The organism is Paenibacillus sp. FSL P2-0121 (assembly GCF_037975345.1).
Classification (GTDB): domain Bacteria; phylum Bacillota; class Bacilli; order Paenibacillales; family Paenibacillaceae; genus Paenibacillus_AQ; species Paenibacillus_AQ odorifer.
Genome location: NZ_CP150245.1, coordinates 6,583,399 through 6,607,774, shown reverse-complemented (window position 1 = coordinate 6,607,774; position 24,376 = coordinate 6,583,399). Strand labels below are relative to the sequence as shown.

At 46.4% G+C, this 24,376-nt stretch carries 17 protein-coding genes; 14 read left to right on the top strand and 3 right to left on the bottom strand.

What is annotated here, in order from left to right; genetic code table 11:
• The first annotated feature begins 346 nt into the window (after positions 1-346).
• The 9 genes from MKY54_RS29185 to MKY54_RS29145 all read left to right on the top strand — a co-directional run bounded on the left by MKY54_RS29185 (position 347) and on the right by MKY54_RS29145 (position 13,820).
• Entirely contained in the window at positions 347-2,146 is a 1,800-nt protein-coding gene (locus tag MKY54_RS29185) for a DEAD/DEAH box helicase (RefSeq protein WP_081383618.1), read from the top strand.
• Positions 2,147-2,346: 200 nt separating this feature from the next.
• Complete coding sequence (locus MKY54_RS29180; protein ID WP_076123968.1) at positions 2,347-3,213, top strand: M15 family metallopeptidase; 867 nt, start codon at positions 2,347-2,349, stop codon at positions 3,211-3,213.
• Positions 3,214-3,354: 141 nt separating this feature from the next.
• The gene (locus tag MKY54_RS29175) at positions 3,355-3,831 is read left to right on the top strand and encodes a glutathione peroxidase (RefSeq protein ID WP_036681956.1); all 477 of its coding nucleotides are present in this window, start codon (positions 3,355-3,357) and stop codon (positions 3,829-3,831) included.
• A 248-nt stretch (positions 3,832-4,079) separates the two neighbouring features.
• On the top strand, positions 4,080-5,714 hold the full coding sequence (locus MKY54_RS29170) for a formate--tetrahydrofolate ligase (protein ID WP_339188800.1): 1,635 nt from the start codon (positions 4,080-4,082) through the stop codon (positions 5,712-5,714).
• Positions 5,715-6,048: 334 nt separating this feature from the next.
• Positions 6,049-7,413 (top strand): FAD-dependent oxidoreductase, encoded by a 1,365-nt coding sequence (locus tag MKY54_RS29165; protein WP_076123965.1) that lies wholly within the window; start codon positions 6,049-6,051, stop codon positions 7,411-7,413.
• A 2,698-nt stretch (positions 7,414-10,111) separates the two neighbouring features.
• Positions 10,112-10,939: a formate/nitrite transporter family protein gene (locus MKY54_RS29160; RefSeq protein WP_036681949.1), complete on the top strand. Its 828-nt coding sequence runs from the start codon at positions 10,112-10,114 to the stop codon at positions 10,937-10,939.
• A gap of 460 nt (positions 10,940-11,399) precedes the next feature.
• Positions 11,400-12,620, top strand: a complete 1,221-nt coding sequence (locus MKY54_RS29155) for an MFS transporter (RefSeq protein ID WP_339188796.1) — start codon at positions 11,400-11,402, stop codon at positions 12,618-12,620.
• Positions 12,621-12,664: 44 nt separating this feature from the next.
• Positions 12,665-13,195 (top strand): GNAT family N-acetyltransferase, encoded by a 531-nt coding sequence (locus tag MKY54_RS29150; RefSeq protein WP_038573668.1) that lies wholly within the window; start codon positions 12,665-12,667, stop codon positions 13,193-13,195.
• Complete coding sequence (locus MKY54_RS29145; RefSeq protein ID WP_339188794.1) at positions 13,176-13,820, top strand: MOSC domain-containing protein; 645 nt, start codon at positions 13,176-13,178, stop codon at positions 13,818-13,820. Before MKY54_RS29150 ends, MKY54_RS29145 begins: the two co-directional genes overlap by 20 nt.
• 94 nt (positions 13,821-13,914) lie before the next feature.
• Here MKY54_RS29145 and MKY54_RS29140 read toward each other — a convergent pair whose 3' ends face one another.
• A complete protein-coding gene (locus MKY54_RS29140; protein ID WP_036681941.1) occupies positions 13,915-14,463 on the bottom strand; it encodes a GNAT family protein in 549 nt (182 codons plus the stop codon).
• A gap of 230 nt (positions 14,464-14,693) precedes the next feature.
• On the opposite strand from MKY54_RS29140, the gene MKY54_RS29135 reads away from it, so the two are divergent.
• Positions 14,694-16,400: a glutamine--tRNA ligase/YqeY domain fusion protein gene (locus MKY54_RS29135; protein WP_038574952.1), complete on the top strand. Its 1,707-nt coding sequence runs from the start codon at positions 14,694-14,696 to the stop codon at positions 16,398-16,400.
• Between the two features lie 85 nt (positions 16,401-16,485).
• Here the strand turns inward: MKY54_RS29135 and MKY54_RS29130 are convergent, their stop codons facing one another.
• Positions 16,486-17,721, bottom strand: coding sequence for an MFS transporter (locus tag MKY54_RS29130; RefSeq protein WP_305953522.1), 1,236 nt, complete (start codon positions 17,719-17,721; stop codon positions 16,486-16,488).
• 362 nt (positions 17,722-18,083) lie between these two features.
• Between MKY54_RS29130 and MKY54_RS29125 the strand changes: the two genes are divergently transcribed.
• Genes MKY54_RS29125 through MKY54_RS29115 form a run of 3 tightly spaced genes read left to right on the top strand, consistent with a single transcriptional unit; the run spans position 18,084 to position 21,596 of the window.
• A complete protein-coding gene (locus MKY54_RS29125; RefSeq protein ID WP_076182036.1) occupies positions 18,084-19,940 on the top strand; it encodes an ABC transporter ATP-binding protein in 1,857 nt (618 codons plus the stop codon).
• Positions 19,870-20,547 carry a response regulator transcription factor gene (locus MKY54_RS29120; protein ID WP_076123953.1) on the top strand — a complete coding sequence of 226 codons (678 nt, stop codon included), beginning with the start codon at positions 19,870-19,872 and terminating at the stop codon, positions 20,545-20,547. The genes MKY54_RS29125 and MKY54_RS29120 overlap by 71 nt, the downstream gene beginning before the upstream one ends.
• Positions 20,544-21,596, top strand: a complete 1,053-nt coding sequence (locus MKY54_RS29115; RefSeq protein WP_076192343.1) for a HAMP domain-containing sensor histidine kinase — start codon at positions 20,544-20,546, stop codon at positions 21,594-21,596. Before MKY54_RS29120 ends, MKY54_RS29115 begins: the two co-directional genes overlap by 4 nt.
• 263 nt (positions 21,597-21,859) lie before the next feature.
• On the opposite strand, the gene moaA is transcribed toward MKY54_RS29115, so the two are convergent.
• Positions 21,860-22,861 carry a GTP 3',8-cyclase MoaA gene (gene moaA, locus MKY54_RS29110; protein WP_339188791.1) on the bottom strand — a complete coding sequence of 334 codons (1,002 nt, stop codon included), beginning with the start codon at positions 22,859-22,861 and terminating at the stop codon, positions 21,860-21,862.
• 416 nt (positions 22,862-23,277) lie between these two features.
• Here moaA and MKY54_RS29105 point away from each other — a divergent pair, with 416 nt between their 5' ends.
• On the top strand, positions 23,278-23,970 hold the full coding sequence (locus tag MKY54_RS29105; RefSeq protein ID WP_076123947.1) for a molecular chaperone TorD family protein: 693 nt from the start codon (positions 23,278-23,280) through the stop codon (positions 23,968-23,970).
• Positions 23,971-24,376 lie beyond the last annotated feature (406 nt).

Genomic DNA, 24,376 nt, shown 5'->3' with positions numbered 1-24,376 from the left:
GCCTTTCTATCAAGTACAATATAAAAGATAACTTTCTAAGCTTAACTTTACTTCTATTGTATAAAGTGGAATGGAACGCAAATGGAGTGCCGTCTTAACGTCCGGTGGATCGCTGCTGCCCAGAAACCGAACTTTGACCGCACTCTTTTAACGGGTCAAGGGATACATGGGACGGAAGGATGCCGGTGACGGTGTTCTTCCGCTTTTGTTTGAATATAGCTGAATCTGAAGCATATGCCCCAGAACAGGACAGCCTATGCAGGCTGCCTCATACAGGGCTTTTGAAGACGGAAGTTAAGAAAGAGATGTAATCAAATTAAACCGAGAAAATAGTGAGGTGGAGAATTTGCCGGGATTTAAAGATTTAGGAGTTTCAGAATTACTGTGTACATTGCTTCAAAGTCAAGGCATTGTTAAGCCTACGCCAGTGCAACAGGAAGCCATTCCGCCATTGGTGCAGGGCTTGGACGTAATAGCTAGAGCGAAGACAGGTACAGGGAAGACTTTGGCCTTTTTGCTGCCAATTATGGACAAGATCCATACGGAGCGGGCTTACCCTCAGGCGCTGATTATGGCTCCAACACGTGAGCTGGCTTTGCAGATTACAGAAGAGGCACGCAAGCTGGCGCGTCACACGGATATCAAAATATTGGCGGTTTACGGGGGTCAGGATGTAGAGAAGCAACTGCGCAAGCTGGAAGGCGGCAGACATCTTATCATCGGTACACCGGGCAGACTTTTGGATCATATGCGCCGGGAGACGCTGGATCTTAGCGGCGTAAAAATGCTCGTTCTGGATGAAGCCGATCAAATGCTGCACATGGGCTTCTTGGAGGATGTTGAGACCATCATTACGGCTGTGCCTTATCGTCGTCAGACTATGTTGTTCTCCGCGACAATGCCTGATCCGATTAAACGTCTCGCTGCTAATTACATGAAAGAGCCACTGGATATCATCATTAAGAGTGGTTCGCCGATTCCGCTGGATAATATCAAACAGCAAGTAGTGGAATGCTCGGACCGTAATAAAGAAGAAGCGCTCAAATCCCTCATTGAACGGGATCGTCCTTACTTGGCTATTATTTTCTGCCGGACGAAACGACGGGTATCCAATTTGAACGAAGCGCTGCAAGCAGCCGGTTATGAATGTGACGAGCTGCACGGTGATTTGTCCCAAGGTAAACGTGAAGGCGTGATGAAAAGATTCCGTGATGCGAAGCTGCAGCTGCTTGTAGCGACAGACGTAGCAGCTCGGGGTCTGGATGTTGAAGGTATTACTCACATCTTTAATTATGATATGCCGCTTGATGTGGATAGCTATATTCACCGGATCGGCCGGACTGGCCGTGCTGGAGGCAAAGGGCTTGCAATTACTTTCGTATCTCCACGTGATCAAGAGGGTCTGGATTTGATCGAGCATGGCATCTCGCAGCGGCTGGATCGCCGCCGTTACGAGAAGGATGAATTCGGCGTTGGCGAATTCATCCCTGTGCAAGGCGGCGGACGCCACGGCGGTCGCCAAAGCGGCGGCGCTGAAGCAGCGCGCACGGGCCGCGGGCCGAAGACCGGCGGCTCTGGCCGCGGAGGAGCTCCGCGCGGCGAAGGCGGAGCGCGGCAAGGTGGCCGTGGCCGCGGTAAAGAAGCAGGCGGCTGGGGCGCGCCTGCAGAAGGTCGCCGCGGTCGTTCCGATGCGGCGGCGGGCAAGCGTGGCGGCAGCGGCTATGACGCTGCTGCTCCTAAGGGCGGCGGCAAGGCTGCCGGCGTAGTGCGAGTAGGCGGCGGCTATGGCGCCTTCGCCTCCCGAGGCGAAGCGTCTGCCAGCGGTAACGCGGCAACGCCTAGCGCCGGTTCGCGCGGTGCGAACCGGAAGGGCGGACCAAGCACTGGCTACAGTGAGAACGTAGCTAGAGGTGCGGACGGCGGTGCCTACACTGGAGGCACTCCACGTGGCGGCTTAGGCAGCGGCTACGGTGCAGGCCCGTCTAGAGGCGGCAAAGGTGGTAAAGGCAGCAAAGGTGGATACGCCGGTGCCAAGGGTGGCGCTGCTGGCAAAGGCGGCCGCAACAGCGGCGGCGGATCTTCACGCGGTGGCCGTAGCAATGGATCCGGTGGCTTTAAAAGCGGCGGTCGCGGCACTTCCAGATAAAGTTAGTAGAGTTTTATAGATGAAACTTGTTACCATAGGGTAGTTAGCGCTGAAGCTAATGACCTATGGTAACCTTTATTTTATAGCGTGGAACATATTGATTTTTATATTAAAAATAGGTTCTTAGTGAAACATTTATGAAGGAAAGCCTGTCTAATAGATAAATAGAATGTTCGGCTTCGAGGAGGAAGAACTTACAGATGTCAAAAAAATTTAAAATTATAATCTTGTTAATTGTCGTTATTGCTGTCGGTTGGGGAATAGGAAAGTACACGTCTCCTTCTGCTTCGGAGAGTAACGGTTCAAATATAAATGTGGGGGATAATCTTCAAGGTGAGCCTGGGGATACGGGGGAAAGTGATGGAGGGGGGATTACAGACCCGGCAGTAGCTGATCCATCGGATACACCAGATCCATCAGAACCCTCTAGTCCGCCTGAATCAGGCGGTGATAATGCAGGTAGTGTTCCAGATCCTATATCTGCAGAGCCTGATAGTATTACAGTGATGGTAAATAAGCAGTATGGTTTGCCTGATAATTATAAACCAACGGATCTTGTCTATCCTGATGTCCGGTTTACCTTCAAAGAGAAAATCGAAAAGCGTATGATGCGCAGCGAAGCCGCTAAAGCCTTGGAGAAGATGTTCGCAGGTGCAGAGGAAGACGGAATTTATTTAGCAGGCGTTTCTGCCTACCGCTCACAGGCAACCCAGACGACTTTGTATAACCGTTATGTGGAGAGAGATGGGGAAGAAAAAGCCCGTACTTACAGTGCAGTCCCTGGCTATAGCGAGCATCAGACCGGGCTGGCTATTGATGTCTCGGGAAGTGATGGCAAGTGTGCCGCTGAGAGCTGTTTTGGTGGGACGAAGGAAGCCGAGTGGTTGGCCAAGCATGTAGGGGAATATGGTTTTATTATCAGATATCCTGAAGGTAAGCAAGACATTACCGGATATAAGTACGAGCCTTGGCATATCCGTTATGTAGGTAAGGACATTGCTGCCTATATCAATGAGAAGGATATTACGTTGGAAGAATATTATGACGCAATTCCGGTATCGAAATAACACAGACGCAGAGAGCAGTCCTATGAAATTTGTAGGGCTGCTTTTTCTATGGCTATAAAAAGAGTTCAGAAGTTGCATTCCCTTACAGTTCGGGTAAGATACGTAGTGTAGTCTAAGTAAAAGGAAAGAAGGGGAATAAAGATGTCGATCTACAATTTTGCCGGCGTTACACCTTCGGGTAAAGAAGTGCCGTTTGCGGAGTATGAAGGTAAGGTGCTGCTGATTGCTAATACGGCTAGTAAGTGCGGACTTACGCCACAGTATGGAGATCTTCAGAAACTATACGAACAGTATAGCGATCAAGGACTTGTAGTATTAGGATTCCCCTGCAACCAGTTTGCGGGCCAGGAGCCAGGTACGAGTGAAGAGGCTGAGGAATTCTGTCAGATTAATTATGGAGTTACCTTTCCGGTATTCGCCAAAGTTGATGTTAATGGACCGGATGCCAGCCCGCTTTTCAATTATTTGAAGGAGCAGCAGCCTGGTGCTGGGGACAGCAGCGACATTAGCTGGAATTTCACGAAATTTCTAATTGATCGCAGCGGCAATGTAGTGGCTCGTGTGGAGCCCAAAGAATCGCCGGAAACGATGAAACAACATATTGAGTCACTACTGTAGATCCATTATGGGGTCAGTTGCAGAGTGATCCTCCAAGTATCCCCTCGACTCGGTTTCGACCGATGCTCGCGGGGATTTTCTTTTTTTAAAGGATTAATGGAGATTGTCTTGAATTTTTATTGTGATAAATTATACTTGACGCTTTAAAAAGACGATGTATCCTTTGAAGAGAATATAGCAACTGTGCGAACATGCATAAAAAAGCGGAGTACAGCAGGATAATAACGGCAGGAGGGTTTTATACAAGCATGAAGTTAATTACAGAGGTAGCAGCACAAGCAGGAATCGACGAGCAGCATCTGGAACTATACGGCAAATATAAAAGCAAACTCTCACCTTCCTTATGGGAGGATATGAAAAACAAGCCAGATGGCAAGCTGGTTCTGGTCACTGCGGTGAATCCGACCCCTGCTGGCGAGGGTAAGACCTTAACAACCATCGGGTTGGCGCAGGCAATGAATGCAGCAGGAGTGAAGACCGTGGCTGCTTTACGTGAGCCCTCGCTTGGACCTTGCTTAGGGATGAAGGGCGGTGCAACAGGCGGCGGGAAGTCGCAGATTGTTCCGGCTGATGAGATTAATTTGCACTTTACCGGTGACATTCATGCGGTAACTTCTGCGCATAATTTATTGTCCGCAATGATTGACAATCATATCTTCCAAGGCAATGAGCTGAGACTGGATCCGCAGCGTATCGTTTGGAAACGTGTCATGGATATGAACGACCGCAGCCTGCGCAGTATTGTGACTGGGCTCGGGGACGGAAATGGAGCGGTACGGGAAAGTGGCTTTCAGATTACAACGGCTTCTGAGATTATGGCTGTGTTATGCTTATGCGATAACCTTATTGATCTCAAGAAGCGTTTAAACCGTATTCTGATTGGATATGACCAAGAGGGACAACCGGTAACAGCCGAGCAAATCGGGGCCGTTGAAGCGATGACAGCGCTGCTTAAGGAAGCAGTTAAGCCAAACTTGGTACAGACTCTGGAAGGTACGCCTGTTATTGTACACGGGGGGCCGTTTGCGAATATCGCTCATGGCTGCAGCAGTGTTATTGGCACTCGTTATGCCCTTAAGCTGGGAGATGTTGTGGTCACCGAAGCAGGCTTCGGAGCGGATCTTGGTGCAGAGAAATTCATGGATATCAAATGCCAACAGGCCGGGTTAAACCCTTCTGCTGCTGTTCTTGTCGTAACTGTTAAGTCCTTAAAATATAACGGTGGTGTGCCTAAAGGTGAGCTTCTAACCGAGAATCGGACGGCGCTTCGCGCGGGATTGGTGAACTTAGAACGTCATGTAGAGAATCTCGGTAAATTTGGAGTCCCTGTTTTAGTTGCCATAAATCATTTTGAAGGGGACAGTGAGGGCGAGATTAATGATGTATTGGAGGCCTGCCGCAATTTAAACGTGCCAGCTGCGATCTCAAAAGTATGGGCGGAAGGTAGTGCAGGTGGACAGGAATTGGCTTCTGAACTGAACAAGCTCTTGGACAATAGTGGCCCGAGCCAGTTTGCTCCTCTGTATGAGAAGGATCTCGACATTTCATCCAAAATCAACAAAATTGTCCGTGAGATCTACCGCGGGGCAGAAGTGAACTTTTCTCCGGCGGCTAAGCGGAGTCTGGCGGTTATCGAGCGGCTTGGGCTAAATGATCTTCAAGTATGTTTGGCGAAGACGCCTTATTCCTTCTCCGACCAGCCTAGACTCCTCGGAGCACCAGAAGGCTTTACGATTGGTGTCCGAGATATTACCCTTTCGCTTGGTGCAGGTTTTGCGGTAGTTATTACAGGCAATATCGTTACGATGCCAGGTCTGCCAGCTAAGCCAGCCGCTGAGGGACTATGGATGGATGAGGACGGAGAGATTCACGGTTTGGTGTAAAAGTGTTTTAATAAAAGGCTTCTCCTTGTTGGTATTAGAGGGGAGGCCTTTTTTTATGCTTCCTTTGGATTCCTGCAAATACGGATCATAATGTACCTCCCACGTGGCAAAGCTAACGGAGTCGCATTCGGCAGCAGTGGCGGAAAAAACTTAAAATTGTGAACAATATGAGGATATAGGTAAAAAAGACTTGTAATGTGATAAATATCACAATATAATCAGTTTATAAAGTGAAATAAATCACAACTAACCCATTGTTGATCAGATTCCATCATTGATCGGTCATGCAAGTCAAATATATAACCCGATTGTCCATTTGAAGGAGGAAGAAATAATGAAAGTAGCTGTCATTGGATGTACCCATGCCGGAACCGCCGCAATTGTGAATACTGCTCAACTTTACCCGGATGCCGAGATTACTGTATATGAGCGTAATGATAATATTTCCTTCTTATCCTGTGGGATTGCCTTGTATGTAGGTGGAGTGGTTAAAGACCCAGAGGGGCTATTCTATTCTTCACCAGAAAAGCTTGCAGAGCTTGGCGTAAAGACCAATATGCGTCATGAAGTAACTGCAGTGGATACGAAGTCCAAAACATTGCGTGTACGCAATCTGGAGACAGGCCACGAGTTCGCTGATACCTACGATAAGCTGATTATGACTACAGGTTCATGGCCGATTGTGCCGAAGCTTGAAGGATTTGAACTCGAGGGGATTTTACTTTCCAAGAACTATGATCATTCCAACACTATTATAGAAAAAGCTAAACAAGCAAATAAAATCACCGTCGTCGGCGCTGGATATATCGGCGTAGAACTGGTGGAAGCTTTTCAAATGAATGGCAAGCAAGTTACACTAATTGATGGTGAAGATCGCATTCTGAGTAAATATCTGGACCAGGAATTTACTGCACCGATCGAACAATCTTTTCAGGATCATGGGATTAAATTGGCACTGAATGAGAAGGTTAGCTCTTTTGCAGGCAAAGACGGTAAGGTAACAAAGGTTATTACAAGCAAAGGTGAGCATGAGACAGATCTGGTCATTCTCTGCATTGGTTTCCGTCCTAATACTGAACTCTTAAAAGGTCAAGTCGATATGCTGCCTAATGGTGCCATTGTAGTCAATAACTATATGCAGACTAGCTGCCCGGATGTATATGCCGCTGGCGACAGCTGTGCGATTCATTACAACCCTACAGGCAAACACGCCTATATCCCACTGGCAACCAATGCCGTACGGATGGGAACCTTAGTTGCGCGCAACTTGGTAACAGAGACCATTCCTTATATGGGTACACAAGGAACTTCGGGCATTAAGATTTATGAAGACAATATCGCTGCAACAGGGCTTACTGAAGAAGGAGCTAAGGCTGAAGGAATGGACGTAGAAACCGCCATGATTATTGATAACTACCGTCCAGAATTTATGCCCACCTTTGAGCAGGTTCAGTTAAAAGTAGTGTTTGATCGCGCCACACGCCGTATTCTCGGGGCTCAAATTATGTCCAAGATGGATCTGACGCAATCGATCAACACAGTGTCTGTATGTATTCAAAATCAAATGACAATCGACCAACTTGCCTTTATCGATTTCTTCTTCCAACCGCATTACAACAAACCTTGGAACTTCCTGAATACAGTAGGTCTTCAAGCGCTGCCGACAACAGTACCAAGCAAAGAGGCTGTAACGGTTTAAAAAGGGACGTTGTTCCTGAGTGATTTATCGACGAAAAAGACAACCTTATAAAGCTTGAGAAGCAGCGATCCTCCTGTTACGGGAGGATCGCTGCTTTTTTTGTTAGGTGCTGAATAGCTGCTTGGGTAGATGCAATCCAATGGCTTCGGTGATGGTAGCAAGCCAAATGTGCTCAAAAGCTACGTATAAGGTCAACTGAGTCCGATCGTGCGGAGTCACCGCCCACCTCAGAATTTTCCAGACTCAGAAGCCGCTATATAGCAAATAATCGCCGTTTGAGCGTGATTTCGGACTCCAGTGCAGCTATTACATAGAAGGAGGTAAAACTAGTGTGTTTTTGGTGCCAATAGTGACTATGGGGTCCGATAGCGAGCCAAATTTGCTCAAAAGCTCTGTATAAGGTCACCTGAGTCCGATCATGCGGAGTCAACACCCACCTCAGAATTTTCCGGACTCAGAAGCCGCTAATAAGCAAATAATCGCCTTTTGAGCGTGATTTCGGACTCCAGTGCAGCTATTACATAGAATGAGGTGCAACTAGTGTGTTTTTCGTGCCAATAGCGACTATGGGGTCCGATAGCGAATCAAATGTGCTCAAAAGCTACGTATAAGGTCAACTGAGTCCGATCGTGCGGAGTCACCGCCCACCTCAGAATTTTCCAGACTCAGAAGCCGCTATATAGCAAATAATCGCCGTTTGAGCGTGATTTCGGACTCCAGTGCAGCTATTACATAGAACGAGTTACAACTAGTGTGTTTTTCGTGCCAATAGCGACTATAGGGTCCGATAGCGAGCCAAATATGCTCGAAAGTTACGATTAGGGTTAACTGAGTCCGATAGTGCTGAGTCATCGCCCTCCGTAGAAGCTTTCGGACTCAGAGGCCGCTAATTAGCAATAAATCGCCGTTTGAGCGTGGTTTCGGACTCCAGTGCAGCTATTACATAGAACGAGTTACAACTAGTGTGTTTTTGGTGCCAATAGCGACTATGGGGTCCGATAGCGAGCCAAATGTGCTCAAAAGCTACGTATAAGGTCAACTGAGTCCGATCGTGCCGAGTCAACGCCCTCCTCAGAATTTTTCGGACTCAGAAGCCGCTAATTAGCAAATAATCGCCGTTTGAGCGTGGTTTCGGACTCCAGTGCAGCTATTACATAGAATGAGGTAAAACTAGTGTGTTTTTGGTGCCAATAGTGACTATGGGGTCCGATAGCGAGTCAAATGTGCTCGAAAGTTACGAATAAGGTCAACTGAGTCCGATCGTGCTGAGTCATCGCCCCCCGCAGAAGCTTTCGGACTCAGAAGCCGCTAATTAGCAAATAATCGCCGTTTGAGCGTGGTTTCGGACTCCAATGCAGCTATTACATAGAATGAGGTACAACTAGTGTGTTTTTCGTGCTAATAGCGACTATGGGGTCCGATAGTGAGTCAAATGTGCTCGAAAGCTAAGATTAGGGTCATCTGAGTCCGATCGTGCTGAATCATCGCCCTCCGCAGAAGCTTTCGGACTCAGAAGCCGCTAATTAGCAATAAATCGCCGTTTGAGTGTGCTTTCGGACTCCAATGCAGCTATTACATAGAATGAGGTACAACTAGTGTGTTTTTCGTGCCAATAGCGACTGTAGGGTCCGATAGCGAGCCAAATTTGCTCAAAAGCTCTGTATAAGGTCACCTGAGTCCGATCATGCGGAGTCAACGCCCACCTGAGAATTTTCCGGACTCAGAAGCCGCTAATTAGCAAATAATCGCCGTTTGAGCGTGGTTTCGGACTCCAGTGCAGCTATTACATAGAACGAGGTACAACTAGTGTGTTTTTCGTGCTAATAGCGACTATGGGGTCCGATAGTGAGTCAAATGTGCTCGAAAGCTAAGATTAGGGTCAACTGAGTCCGATCGTGCTGAGTCACCGCCCTCCGCAGAATTTATCGGACTCAGAAGCCGCTATATAGCAAATAATCGCCGTTTGAGCGTGGTTTCGGACTCCAATGCAGCTATTACATAGAATGAGGTACAACTAGTGTGTTTTTCGTGCTAATAGCGACTATGGGGTCCGATGGCAAGCCAAATGTGCTCGAAAGTTGCGATTAGGGTCATCTGAGTCCGATCGTGCTGAGTCACCGCCCACCTGAGAATTTTCCGGACTCAGAAGCCGCTAATTAGCAATTAATCGCCTTTTGAGCGTGATTTCGGACTCCAGTGCAGCTATTACATAGAACGAGGTAAAACTAGTGTGTTTTTGGTGCTAATAGCGACTATGGGGTCCGATAGCGAGTCAAATGTGCTCGAAAGTTACGAATAAGGTTATCTGAGTCCGATGTCCGGGTGTGGGCCAAATATGCTCAAAAGCTACGATTAGAGTCATCCGAGTCCGATAGAATGCCGATAGTGAAGTATGACGATAGTGAGGTATGACTACAGTGAGGTATAGCTACAGTGAGATCTTGCTGCATATAAGGACAACTGAGTCCGATAGCTGCTGCGTACGCTCAAATGTAATCCAACGAAACAAGATATGCTGGCTTAGCCGGTCATACACAAACTTCTATTTGTGCACAGGTCGCATTAAATTTGACATGTCAGTGAAAACTTTCACTTAGTTTTCTCAAAGTGATAATTATCACGTTAATGTGTTTTACGACACGCTACAATGGTCATAAAGGAACAAATTTGAAGTAAATAGATGAAGGGGATAGGAACCATGGCTTATAGCAAACCGCAGCAAATTGCCGAAGTAACTGTAGAGAACGGCATAAAAAAAGCTCATAATCCGCTAAGTACCGTACTTATTCTGGGCTTTTTGGGAGGAGCGTTTATTGCGCTCGGGTTTTTATTAGATATTCGCGTCATTGCTGGCGCACCACAGGAATGGGGTTCCATTGCTAACTTTATCGGAGCCGCAGTCTTCCCCGTTGGGCTGATCATGGTACTCCTTGCAGGTGGAGAACTGCTGACAGGGAATATGATGGCCGTGCCGCTCGCTTTTATGGCTAAGAAGATTTCTTTCTGGGAAGTTGTGAAGAATCTTTTGCTCATAACGATTAGTAATCTGGCAGGGGCATTATTTGTAGCTTATTTCTTCGGTCATGTGGTGGGTTTAACTTCAGAGGGTGTGTATTTAGAAAAATTGGTGGATATGGCTGGTCATAAAATCGATGCAGAATTCTTTCCGGCATTTGTTTCGGGTATCGGCTGTAACTGGCTCGTTGCGCTGGCCGTATGGCTCTCCTATGGAGCAGATAACTTCAGCGGCAAAATCCTTGGTATTTGGTTTCCAACGATGGCCTTTGTTGCGATCGGATTCCAGCACGTTGTAGCTAACATGTTCCTAATTCCAGCAGCTATTTTTGAAGGTTATTATTCATGGGGGCAATACTTCACTAACTTTGTTCCCGTCTGGCTCGGCAATCTAACGGGTGGAGCAATATTTGTCGCAGCTGCCTATTGGATGGCATACTTGCGTAAAGCACCTACGGCTATTCAATCCGTAGATAGCATGTCCGGCAGCAGTGTCAAAAAACACGCTTAAGCTCGTCTTATAGAGCACTCCATAGAACATTCAAGGTCTGCCTTATTGGTGGCGTTAATGTTTTAGGGGTGCTTTTTGTTATGTAGACACAAAAAAATCCGCCGTGATTTATCCGCGCTCGGGGGAACGAAATCGGATCACGGCGAATTTTGAAGGGGGAGTGTTTCTAGGCTCTATTACCCCGTCTTTCTAAAAGCGAATCAGTTTCTTCTTGTTTAGTTTGCTTTACGGACGACAGCCACGGCTTTAAAATAAGAATAGATATTAGAACTAGGGAGGACTGCGGACGTGAACCCCAAGGGAGACGGGATATTTCATGCGATATGTGCGTCTTATCCTCTAGATTTCATGCGTACTTTATCACGATAAAACGTCAATGTGTATGCTTGCTCATAGCCCTGTTTTGGGATGATACTGGATGAATTAATGACACATATATAACAGGGGATGTACACTACTTATGAAGTTTTTACAGGCATATCCAAAAGAAGTGAAAATATTTCTAATTGCCAGCCTAATTAACGCAACAGGTAGTGCGCTGATGTGGCCGCTCGTTACGATGTATGTATTTGATGAGCTTGGACGCAGCATGTCAGATGCTGGACTGGTGATTCTTATTCAATCGGTTGGTGGGATCGTGGGTCAACTACTCGGGGGCTCACTCTATCATAAGGTAGGCGTTAACCGGCTGATTGTCGGAGCGCTCGCCATGAATGCTTTGGCACTGTTCACCTTGCCAGCAGCTAGTAACAACTGGACGTTATTTATGGTAGCAATGGGACTGGTAGGATTATTTAATTCCTTATCATTACCTGCCATTCAGGCATTTATCGGCTTTCGTTTCACGAAGCAACGTGGTGAGCTGTTTAATGTTATTTATGTCGCCAATAATATTGGTGTAGCACTGGGGACGGCATTAAGTGGTTTTTTGGCCGATATTTCCTATATGCTAAGCTTTGTAATGAATGGTGTAACTTCGGCGGTATTTGCGGGTTTCTTTTTTATATATCTGAAGAAAATCGGTGGAGAACCTGCGCATGAGGTAATGGGGCATCAGAAGAATGAACCAGAGAAACAATCCACGTGGAAGCTAATGGGGCATACTCGTATTTATCTTTATATGGGGATCGGTTCTTTGTTCCTGCTTCTCGGTAACTCTATCTGGAATACAGGGGTATCTCCGTTCATTATTTCAGAGGGCTGGCCTAAGAAAACTTATGGTTTTCTCTGGACACTGAACGGTATTTTGATTTTTGCAGCTCAGCCATTGGTAACAATGATTAAGCGCTGGTTCGCGTCTACCTCAACGGCGCAAATGACTGCAAGTGCCCTGTTTTATTTGGGTGGCTATGCGTTTCTTTTGTGGATGCCTAATTATCCTGGCTTAGTGCTCGGAATGGTGCTTGCTACACTGGGAGAAATGCTGATTTCTCCAGCGATGCCATCATTTATCTCGGATCATGCGGGGCGCAGCGCACCATTTTATTTGGGACTAAGCGGAGGGATTGGTGCAGTCGGGAGAGTCATTGGCCCTTACTTCATGGGCAGACTGTATGATAGCGGTGGTTTGGCACCAACAGCCTGGCTGGCCTGTGCGATGGCGCTGCTGTCTGTAGGATTTTTCGTCATCCATGCTTTATTCAATCGTAAAGGCCATTCGTTAGAGCGGCCCCTAGGATAACTATATGAATTCTATAGAGGTGCAAGGCAAGGGGTGTACATCTTATGAAACAAATCAACAAGGCAAGGTTAACTATTAGACCATCAGAGATTAAAGACGTGCGAGAACTGATTGATCTGGACCATCTGATTTGGACAGAGGACACTAGCCCGGGACCTATGTTGTGGCGCTCACAAGAAGATTTCTTACTGAATGCTCCCCCGGGCTCTCAGCTCGTAGCGCTGCAAGATGACAAGCTATGTGGATATGTCGGGTTTGGCTGCCCTAGTAGAATGGAGAGCAACCGGCATGTGTGCGAGGTTAATATTGCTGTTCATCCGAACTATCAACGTTTAGGCATCGGCCGGCAGCTCATGGAAGCCATTAAGGAACACGCTGCGGCGCATGCTATTCGTAAGCTTCGCCTGCGTGTATTATCCTGTAATGAATCAGCGATTTCTTTTTATCGGAAATGCGGTTTTGTGGAAGAGGGACGTCTGCGGGAGGAGTTTTATCTTGGCGGTCGTTATGTGGATGAGATATTTATGAGCTGCATGCTGACAGGAGGAAATGGATATGGAGATCGTCTCGCTTAATGTCGGTCGGCCGGTGACGGTGGATTATCGGGGAAAACCTTTGGAGACCGGAATTTATAAAACGCCTGTAGATGGATCAGTTCAGCTACATACCAATGGATTTGTTGGAGATGGCCAGGCAGATCTTAAACATCATGGAGGTCCTGACAAGGCGGTATGCGCCTATCCCATTGAGCACTATCCGTATTGGGAACAGCAGCTGGGAAAGAAACTGGAGTACTCGGCTTTTGGAGAAAATATCACCACAACGGGTCTACTGGAGACAGAGGTGTGTATTGGCGATGTATATGAAATAGGCACCACTTTGCTTCAGGTTAGCCAACCACGATACCCTTGCTTCAAAATCTCACAAAAGCATGGACCCTCAGATCTACCGGCTCAAGTTCTGGATACAAGGTATAGCGGATTTTACTTACGTGTACTTCGTGAAGGAATGATTTCAACCGGCGATGCAATTGTCAAAAAAGAAAACGGAGACAGCAATGCTTCCGTGGCGCATGTACTGCATTTAATGCAGGTTGGGCTGCAAGAGGAGGCTGCTCTGGCAGAGCTTGTGGAGCTGGAAGCTCTCTCAGCCGTAGTACGGAACAAGTTTCGAAAACAACTGGGTATGCCAGAGATCTAATCTTGGTCTGCACAATAAAATAAACCTGGGGGCGTATGCCAGCCAGGTTTATTTCTGCTTACGTGTTTGTTTAACTTTGCTTTGCTTAAGTAACTTAGCCGAGCAGCTGCCACTCACTACGCAATAAACCATATACGGCGTGATTCACGTAGCCATCGGGCAGCTTTTCTGCCTGTCTGATCACACCTTCGAGCACAAAACCAAGCCGTTCAGGAATTGCCCGGCTAGTTACGTTGGCGGTCGCGCAGCGAATTTCTACCCGCTGCAGCTCCATTTCCAGCAGTGCGTAGTCTACTAGAACTCGGCAGGCACTGGTCATATAACCTTTGCCTTCATAGCCATCACCAAGCCAATAGCCAATCCCTACCGAACGGTTATGCCAGTCAATCTGGTGATACCCAATGACGCCAGCGAGCTCGCCGCGGACCCAAAGTCCAGCAGTGAAGGCGCCATTGTCGGTGCCTTGTTTTATAGCATTTTTAATGAAATTAAGGGTGTGATCCTGTTCCGTAACGGCATCAACCCAAGGAAGCCATTGCCTAAGTCGTTCCCGCGAGCGCTCCACTAACGCGAATATGTGCCTAGCATGCTCAGGCATGAGTGGCTTTAAGATAAGCTCTTCGTCGATGACATAATTAAACAAGCAGTTGCCTCCTTTTCGGCACAAGGCCTTATGTATGATTATGGATTTTTTCTTATGATTATCATGCTACTCTATCGCCCGCAGAGAAGTCAAAAGGTCTAAAGATGCTAAAAATTGATCCAGGCCATGTGCCCCCTTTTATTGAACAATCTACAGTTAACGGGTATATTAGTAGGAAACATGTTTATACAAGAAGTAGTGTAACACTACAGAACGAAAGGTTGATAGCTGTGGAGAACCGTACTACCCCCTCCAATTTTATTAAAAATGTTATTACCGAAGACCTCCGTACGGGTAAAGTAAAAGAAGTTGTCACACGCTTTCCGCCGGAGCCGAACGGTTACTTACATATCGGACATGCCAAGGCGATTTGGATTAACTTTACACTGGCGGACGAGTTCGGTGGCAAGACTAACCTAAGATTTGACGACACGAATCCTGCCAAAGAAGATACGGAATATGTGAACTCCATTCAGGAAGATGTAAAGTGGCTGGGCTATGAATGGGAAGAGCTGCGTTTTGCATCGGATTATTTTGAAGAAATGTACAAACGTGCCGAATTATTAATTACTAAAGGCAAAGCTTATGTAGATGACCTCAGCGCGGATGAAATTCGCCAATTGCGGGGAACGCTGACAGAGCCAGGACAGAACAGTCCACATCGTGAGCGCAGTATCGAAGAGAATTTGGATCTGTTCCGCCGTATGCGGGCAGGGGAATTCAAAGATGGTGAGAAGGTTCTTCGTGCCAAGATCGATATGGCATCACCAAATATTAATCTGCGTGATCCTGTCATCTATCGGATTACTCATGCGCATCACCATAATACAGGGGATAAATGGTGCATCTATCCGATGTACACGTTCGCTCATCCACTTGAGGACGCCATTGAAGGAGTAACTCACTCCCTTTGTTCGCTTGAGTTTGAAGATCAACGCCCATTTTATGATTGGGTCGTAGCGGAATGTGAGATGCCTTCAGTTCCGCATCAATATGAATTCGGCCGTCTGAATCTCGCTCAAACTATGACTAGTAAACGTAAGCTGAAGCTGCTGGTAGACGAAAAACATGTGGATGGCTGGGACGATCCGCGGATGCCAACGATCTCCGGCCTGCGCCGCAGAGGATATACGCCGGAAGCGATTCGTAAATTCGTGTACGAAGCAGGGATCTCCAAGAGTCAGGGTCTAGTGGACCTGCAAATGCTGGAGCACTTTATCCGGGAAGACCTTAAGTTAACTGTGCCTCGCACCATGGCTATACTTCGTCCGCTTAAGGTTGTTATCACCAATTATCCGGAAGGCCAAACAGAATGGCTTGAAGCGGAGAATAATACAGAGAATGAAGAAATGGGTGTACGCCAAATTCCGTTCTCTCGTGAGATTTATGTTGAGCGCGACGACTTTATGGAGAATCCGCCCAATAAATATTTCCGCTTGTTCCCCGGCAATGAAGTACGCCTGAAGCATGCTTATTTCATCAAATGTAATGAAGTCATTAAAGATGAGAATGGCGAGGTTGTTGAACTGCATTGTACGTATGATCCGGAAACAAAGAGTGGTAGTGGATTTACAGGCCGTAAGGTAAAAGGTACTCTGCACTGGGTAGAAGCTAGTCAAGCTGTGCCTGCAGAATTCCGTTTATACGAGCCACTGATTTCTGCTGAAGAAGTAGATGAAGCTGCAGAAGTTGAAGGTCTGGATTCCACGGTAGAGAAAGCGGAGCCTAGCTTCTTGGATCAGCTTAATCCTAAATCCATTGAAATCTTACAAGGTTTTGTGGAACCCGCGCTTAAGGACAGTGTGGCTCAGGATAAATTCCAGTTCTTCCGTCATGGCTATTTTAATGTAGATAGCAAATATTCGGCGCCTGGGCATCTCGTATTCAATCTTATCGTTTCACTGAAGAGTTCATTTCAGCCTCCAAAACAAGGCTAACACTTGATTCGTTCAGGTTCTTTATAATAAAACAGGCTCAAACGTCCCGTTTAGGTACGTTTAAGCCTGTTTTTTATATTTTCGCTTATAATATTTCGATGTGAGAGAGTTCTTCCTCATCCTCTGTAGGGGGCCGGTAGCCTCCACGGTTTACAAAGAGCCACATGAAAGTAAAGCCTAGCGTTCCAAACAGTGTCAAGAAGACACCCGCTTGATACATGCTCTGTGCCCCTAGATTTTGATACATCCAACCTCCGAGAACTCCTCCAACAATACCGGCTATACCGCTCCAAGTCAGTGTGTAGAGCGCTTGTCCTGAAGCACGGTAAGGTCTTGGAATAAGAAGCATGGTCAGTTGAGTGCCTACATAGAAGAAACCACCAAATGTTATGCAGTGTAAAATTTGAATGAGCACTACTTGGAGGGCTGTAGTCGCGTCCGCCATGAACCACCATCGTAGTACGAATAAAGCGCTAACCAGCGCAAGCCAGCCGAGCAGAACAGATATTTTACGTTTAAGGAATCGGTCGCAGAGAACAAATACACCCACTTCCAAAATAGAGGAGAGGAATACTGCGAGACCAATCATTCCCTTGGAGCCGCCTAGGTCCGTAATATACAAAGACATGAATGTAGTGTTCATGGTGTTCGGTATGGAAACTAGGATACCAAACAATATGAAACACAAGAAAAAGGGATTATAAATTAGTTTGCTGAAGCCTCTATACGGCATAGGAGCCATGCCAATGGTATGGTTAAGTTTCGGTAATGCAAGAATGGATAACATTGATGCACATAGTAAGCCTGCAAACAGATAGGACAAGATAGATACACCAGCCCAATCTAGGACCAATCCGGCGGCAATTGCAATTAGTGCCCACCCCAATGAACCCCAAAGCCGAAAAGAACGGAAGCGATAGTTAGTTCCGTCAATATAGCTGAGAATCATCGTATTGCTCTGAGCAAATAACGGTCCTTGGAAGAAATAGAACAAAAGAATGGAGATGTAGATCATCTCATATGTATTTGCCCGAAACATAAGCTGGGATAACACTAACGTTCCGATTAACATAAGCAAAACGATTCTCCGGATATTCTGGTATCGGTCAGTCCAGATTGCCCAGAATGGATTTGCAAAGATGGATACTAGCGCACCCATAGAAAATACGGCACCGATCTCTAATTTGTTCATCCCTACATCCAGCAGGTATAGTTGAAAGAAGCTGGAGAAGAGGACCATGGTTCCGTATACAAAAAAATTGAACCATTTTAAAGACGTGAAAGAAGATGGATAGTTAACGCCTTTCCGCAAATGCGTCACTCCTTTCCCACTAGATGTCTTGCATGGATATACTGACCAATATTAGGCCCTTCTATCACTGTAACACGTGTTGAAAAGGGATACAAACTTCCTTTTTTACTTTTTTACATTTTTTTAACGTTTATTTAAATTTGATCCGCTAAGTGACAAAAAACGCATATAACAAGTTTGCAGGTGGTAGAAATGTTAAGAGTTCGCTCCTCTTTATTAGGAATATGCCTGAGGATTATCCTATCTACGTTTGTATAAAAGAGAATCAATGGGTTTAACTTCAGTTTACAATTCAGGGCTAGGATAGGGTTAAGCGAAACAGAGAAGATACATTCTTCTCGCAGATTCACCAAGAAAAGGGGAGTTTTTGCATGAAAAAATCCGAAGCTAAGGGGAAAACGGCGCTGAAGCCATTCCTCACATTATTAAAAGAAACCAAGCCTTCATACGGCTTATTGGCAATAGCCATTGCACTAAGCATGATCTCGACATTGGTTAGTCTGGTGATCCCAATGTTCACCAAAAATCTGGTGGATGGCTTTTCTTTGGCTTCTGTCAGCAAGCTGCAAATTGTGGGCATAGCGGGTGCTTTTATCGCGCAGACGATCGCCGGGGGAATCTCTATCTATCTGCTGAATTATGTAGGCCAGAAGATGGTTGCAGGTCTTCGTGACCGGTTATGGCGTAAATTTTTAGTGTTGCCAGTAGCTTATTACAATGATAATCGGACAGGAGAAAGCGTCAGCCGGATGACGAATGATACAGGGATCATCAAAACGCTGATCTCTGAACATCTGGCCAGCTTATTTACCGGAGTGATTTCCATTGTGGGCTCCATTGCTGTGCTGTTATTTTTGAACTGGAAGATGACGCTTGTTCTGTTCACCGTTCTTCCACTATCTGCGTTGATTTTGGTGCCGCTTGGACGGCAGATGTACAAAATCTCCAAAGGCATGCAGGACGAAACAGCTTCTTTTACCGCCACACTTAGTGGTGTATTGTCAGAGATCCGTCTGGTGAAATCCTCGGGTGCAGAGAAAAAAGAGTACGAAGCAGGCAAAACCGGAATTATGAACCTGCTCTCCTTTGGCATTCGTGAAGGCAAAATCAGCGCTATGATCAGCCCACTGGTCTCTTTTGTCTTTATGATGTTACTTGTGGTCATTATCGGTTATGGCGGAATGCAGGTATCTTCCGGGGCTTTGACAGCTGGAGAGCTGGTAGCCTTTATCCTGTATCTTATTCAGATTATTATGCCGCTTACTCAATTGACCACGTTCTTTACACAGATTCAGAAAGCTAAAGGGGCATCAGAGCGCATTATTGAAACCCTGGCAGCAGAAGAGGAGGTATATGAGGGCCAGGAAGAGGCGAACGGTGCAGAGGGTCCTATCTCGGTAGAAGATCTAAGCTTTGGATATAAAAATGGTGAGAATGTGCTAACCGATGTAAGCTTCCGGATGCTTCCGGGTCAGGTGACGGCTATTGTTGGACCGAGCGGGGGAGGCAAGACTACATTATTTTCACTGCTCGAACGATTCTATGAGCCTCAGAAAGGTATGGTTAAGCTAGGCGATAAACCAGTGTCAACCTTCTCATTACGCTCATGGCGGAAACTGATCGGGTACGTCTCACAGGAAAGCCCATTGTTGGCAGGTACGATTGCTGAGAATTTAACCTATGGATTGGATCGAGACGTTAGCATGGAGGAGATGCGCGCAGCAGCAGCAATGGCTTATGCAGATGGCTTTATCGATGAGCTTCCTGAAGGATATAATACGGATGTCGGTGAGAGAGGTGTGAAGCTCTCGGGTGGACAGCGGCAACGGATTGCTATTGCTAGAGCGCTGCTGCGGAATCCAAAGATTCTTATGCTTGATGAGGCGACCTCCAGTCTGGATAGCCAATCAGAGGCCGTAGTGCAGAAGGCACTGTCCAATTTGATGAAGGGCCGGACTACGATTGTAATTGCGCACCGTTTGGCTACTGTTGTAAATGCTGAGCAGATTATTTTTATGGAAAAGGGCCAGATTACCGGGATGGGAAGACATGAAGAACTGCTGGAAAACCATGAGCTATATCGTGAATTTGCCACCCAGCAGCTGCAGATGAATAACCTTGAGATTCAAGACAATAAAGAGGAGGCTCCAGTGATACATGACAAAAATACTAGTAGCGGACGACGATCCGCACATCCGCGAATTGGTAGAAGTATTTCTGAGAGCTGAGGGGATGGATGACATCTATGGAGCTTCTGATGGACTGGAGGCTCTTCAGATTCTGGAGAGCCATAACATAGACTTAGCCATTATTGATGTGATGATGCCCAATTTGGATGGCTGGGAGCTGTGCCGGAAGATGCGCCAAACCTATGATTTTCCGATATTGATGCTGACGGCTAAGGGAGAGACCTCACAAATTGTGAAGGGCTTTGAGCTGGGAAGTGATGACTATCTCGTCAAACCCTTTGAGCCAGTGGTGCTTATTGCGCGAGTAAAGGCGCTGCTCAAACGTTACCAAATCTCTGCTGCACAAAGTGTGGGGATTGGCCGGCTGCGAATGAATCGTAAAACCTACGAGGTATCCTCAGCGTATGGAGAAGTCACCTTGCCACTTAAGGAATTTGAGCTGTTATTTAAGCTGGGCAGCTATCCGGGGCAGACATTGACTAGAGACAGGCTAATCGAAGAGATATGGGGTTATGATTTTGAAGGGAATGAGCGGACGCTCGATGTGCATATCAACCGTTTGCGCGAACGGTTCGCTCCTGATAAATACGGGTTTGTTATTCGTACCATCCGCGGATTAGGCTATCGGCTGGAGGCAGAGGCATGAACCGGTTTAAGGAGCTTCTTAAGCGGATTGGGATGACTTTTATTTACTTCGGTGGTGTTGGGATTAGCTGGAGTGCAGCTTATTTCTTGATGAACTGGATATATGGCAGGGTTGGACGCCCCTCTTCGGAGTATTTGACCCAGTTAATCGGCGTGATGGTCGGAATTGTGATTTTGTTTTTGATGGCATTGGTAACCTCCAAGTTATTCCGGGGCTGGGAACGTGTTTTTTATAAATCAATTATCGAAGGTTTAGGGCGGATTGCTAAGGGTGATTTCAATGTGGTACTTGATAATACAAAGGACTACGGTGATTTCGGTGAGATTGTAGAGAGTATCAACGTAATGGCCAGCGAACTGAGCCAGATGGAGACCATGCGTCAGGATTTTATCTCTAATGTATCGCATGAAATTCAATCTCCGCTAACCTCTATTCGGGGGTTTGCTCTTGCGCTGCAGGATGAAACTCTGAGTGTGAAGAGCAGGAGGCACTACCTTAATATTATAGTGGCTGAGAGTACCCGCGTATCTGGGCTCAGTGATAATTTATTGAAGCTGTCCGCGCTTGAATCGGGCAATTTTCCGTTTGAAAATCAGATTTACCGCCTGGATAAGCAGCTTAGAGATACGATTCTGGCTTCTGAACCACAGTGGTTGGAGAAAAAAATAGAGGTAGAGGCTGAACTGGAAGAAGTGAATGTATCTGCTGTAAAAGATTTAATGAGTCAGGTTTGGACTAATCTGCTGCATAACAGTATCAAGTTTACTCCGCAGAACGGTTGCATCCATATTAGCCTTCGCATGGTGGATGAGCAGGTAGAGGTGGAGATTCAAGATAGTGGGATTGGCATCTCGGAGGAAGATCTGCCTCGGATCTTCGAGCGTTTCTATAAGGCAGATAAAGCTAGAACCGCAAGTGGTGGCGGTAGTGGACTAGGTCTGTCATTGGTTAAAAAAATCGTTGAGCTGCATGAAGGTAAGGTAACTGCAAATAGTCGCCCGGGGGATGGGACAGCGTTCAAGGTGAGCTTGCCAGTACGAATGAAATAAACTTGCTGTATGTGAAAAACAGCTGAAGCCGGTATTCTGGGTGGATTCGAAGACAATACCTTCCGTCCTGAGAAAAAGGCTACAAGAGCCGAGGCGGCGGCGACTATTTCTAAGCTGCTCGAAGCTCTATCTCTCTAATAGTGATTGAATAGCTCATCGCTAAGCTTTAAGCACAACGCCGCTTTCCCAGATCGTTCAGTGGGAAAGCGGCGTTTTTTGTATTTATGCAATTAAAAGAGGAACTATAATACCGGGATGGACGTTTATCCACCAATTTGAGACATGCGCCGAGCTGTCGGCGTGTGGCTCTGTGCTTTTTTCTCCAGAGCTAAGGCCATTTCATGATTATGGGGTTTGTTGCCCAGCGCTTTCCGGAATAAGGCCTGCACAGCAGCAGGATCGCTTATCAAAGGGCGGACATTGTATTCATCTGCCCAATATAGGCAAGCTTTGATGTGCCCATCTGCGGTAAGTCTCAGGCGGTTGCAATTATCGCAGAAGTGCTCGCTCACCGGATGAATCAGGCCGAATGTACCAGGGGCTCCGACAACCCGCCGATTCTGGGAAGGGCCATTCCCGGAGGGCATTTCTGCCGCTTCCGTTTCCCAACCAGCCTCAGTACAAGCTTCTACAACCCTTTCCAGAGGCAGATAAGTTTGGCGCCAAGCATCAGTAGCACTGCCAATCGGCATGTATTCTATAAAGCGTACATTTAGAGGACTCTCCAGCGTAAGGGAGATGAAGTCTTTGATTTCGTCGTCATTAATTCCTTTCATCAATACAACGTTAAGCTTTATCGGTTGAAGTCCGGCGGCTTGTGCGGCCTCGATCCCCTTTAATACCTTGGCGACTTCGCCGCCACGAGTAATCATAGAAAATCGATCCTGCCGTAAGGAGTCTAGGCTGATGTTTACCCGTGACAGACCGGCTTCTTTTAGCTGTGCTGCTTTGGCTGGAAGCATTAAACCATTTGTAGTCAGCGAAATATCTTCTATACCTGGGATCGCAGATATCATAGCAACAAGCTTTTCCAGATCTTTGCGGACAAGAGGTTCTCCACCAGTTAGTCGTACTTTACGTAATCCAAGAGGGGCTAGCGACTTAACGACTGCGGTAATTTCTTCGTAACTCAGAATCTCGTCCTGCGGTTGGAATTGCATCCCTTCCGCTGGCATACAATAGATGCAACGCAGGTTGCAGCGGTCGGTAACCGAAATGCGGATGTAATCGTGTAAACGTCCAAAAGGGTCCGTCAGCGGCTCCATGGCGTTGCTCCCTTCCTTTAAATCTGGCTGGTAAATTGCTCTTATACTTTCTCGTATACACGCATAACGTCCCTAATAGGACAGAACGCGAAGTTGTTTATACTTGTTTAGAATTTTAAAGATCGCTTGGATTCACGTCAATGAGCAAAGTTCTGGACGACAGGGTTTCATTACATAAAACTGGACAAACTAGATAAGAAGATAACGCATATTGAACAACGGAAAGTGTGACAAAAGTACGACAAATAAAGTTTTTAGACATAGAATGCTCACGGAAAGCGCTTTTAATATCCGATATAATCTAGGTGCGGATTAGTTTTAACGTTCACTTTTGCGAAAACAGATAGGATACCGGAAACCGCACGTCGGTAATGTGACGGAGAGTGACCGGGAAACCATTGAGGAGGATTTGCAAAATGAGTACACATACTGTTCCATCGCTCACCGTTCCGGAGGCTTTTAGCCGTTGGTTGGAAAGTCGGGGATTAATATATCAGCTTTTAGTGGATTTTTTGGGTAGAAAACCATCACTCTCTCTAGTGGCTCAATGGAGCCGCAATCGCCAGATGAGTGTAGCGGCTGAGATGACGGAAGGCGGTCGGGAGCTGAAGCGCTATTTGAGTCAGGAACCGAACAAGCTGCCAATGATATGCGAGAAAGAGAGCAAAGAATATAAACGGCTTATGCAAGAACAGTCCGTTAGTTCTTTTAAATTGCGCGAAGCAGCGATTTTAGGACGCTCGGAGGATTTCTGTAACGTGCTTGCGGATGTGTACACCTCCGCTGGAATTGTATTCAATAAGTGTAATGGTGAAGCCGATGATCATATTGCTATTGAGCTCGAATTTATGGCAGTCATGCATGAGCGTATGCTTTACAATAGCTTTTCAATAAGAAGTGCTATGGAGCTGCTTGATATTCAGGAGTCCTTTTTGGAAAAGCATCTACTGCAATGGACACCGCAGTTCTGTCAGAAACTGAATGCAGCAACGGATAGTCCGCTATATCTAGGCCTCTCACATATGCTTGAGGAATTTCTGCCACTTGATCTGCAAATGCTTCGTTCCTGGAGAGCTTCATTGGAGAGCAGTGCAGCTACAAGCATTTAATATTAGAAAGCCCGGCCTAATTGATAGGTCGGGCTTTTGCGTACTGGTCAAGTAGATATGAAGCTTTAATAGAAGCTCTGTAGAAGCACAAATAGAAGTACCGTGGGAAGCATCCTAGTGATGATCTAATTAAACTCCGATAGAAGTAGAGGCTGAAGCACCAACTGAAGTAGTAATGGAAGTACCAACCGAAGCGCCTTCTTGTTGCCCAACTCAAGCGCCGATAGAATAATAGGGGAATTTCTCCCTGAAATTCTAGAGTTTCTGGTCATCAGACTAATAATTAGGGAAAACCTCCCTAAAATATAGATGATTCGGCGGTAATAAAAGAAATCCCCCTTATTATCAGGGAGGAATTCCCTAATTTCGTTCATTTAGAGCGAATATTGGCTTTTTTCAGGGAGTT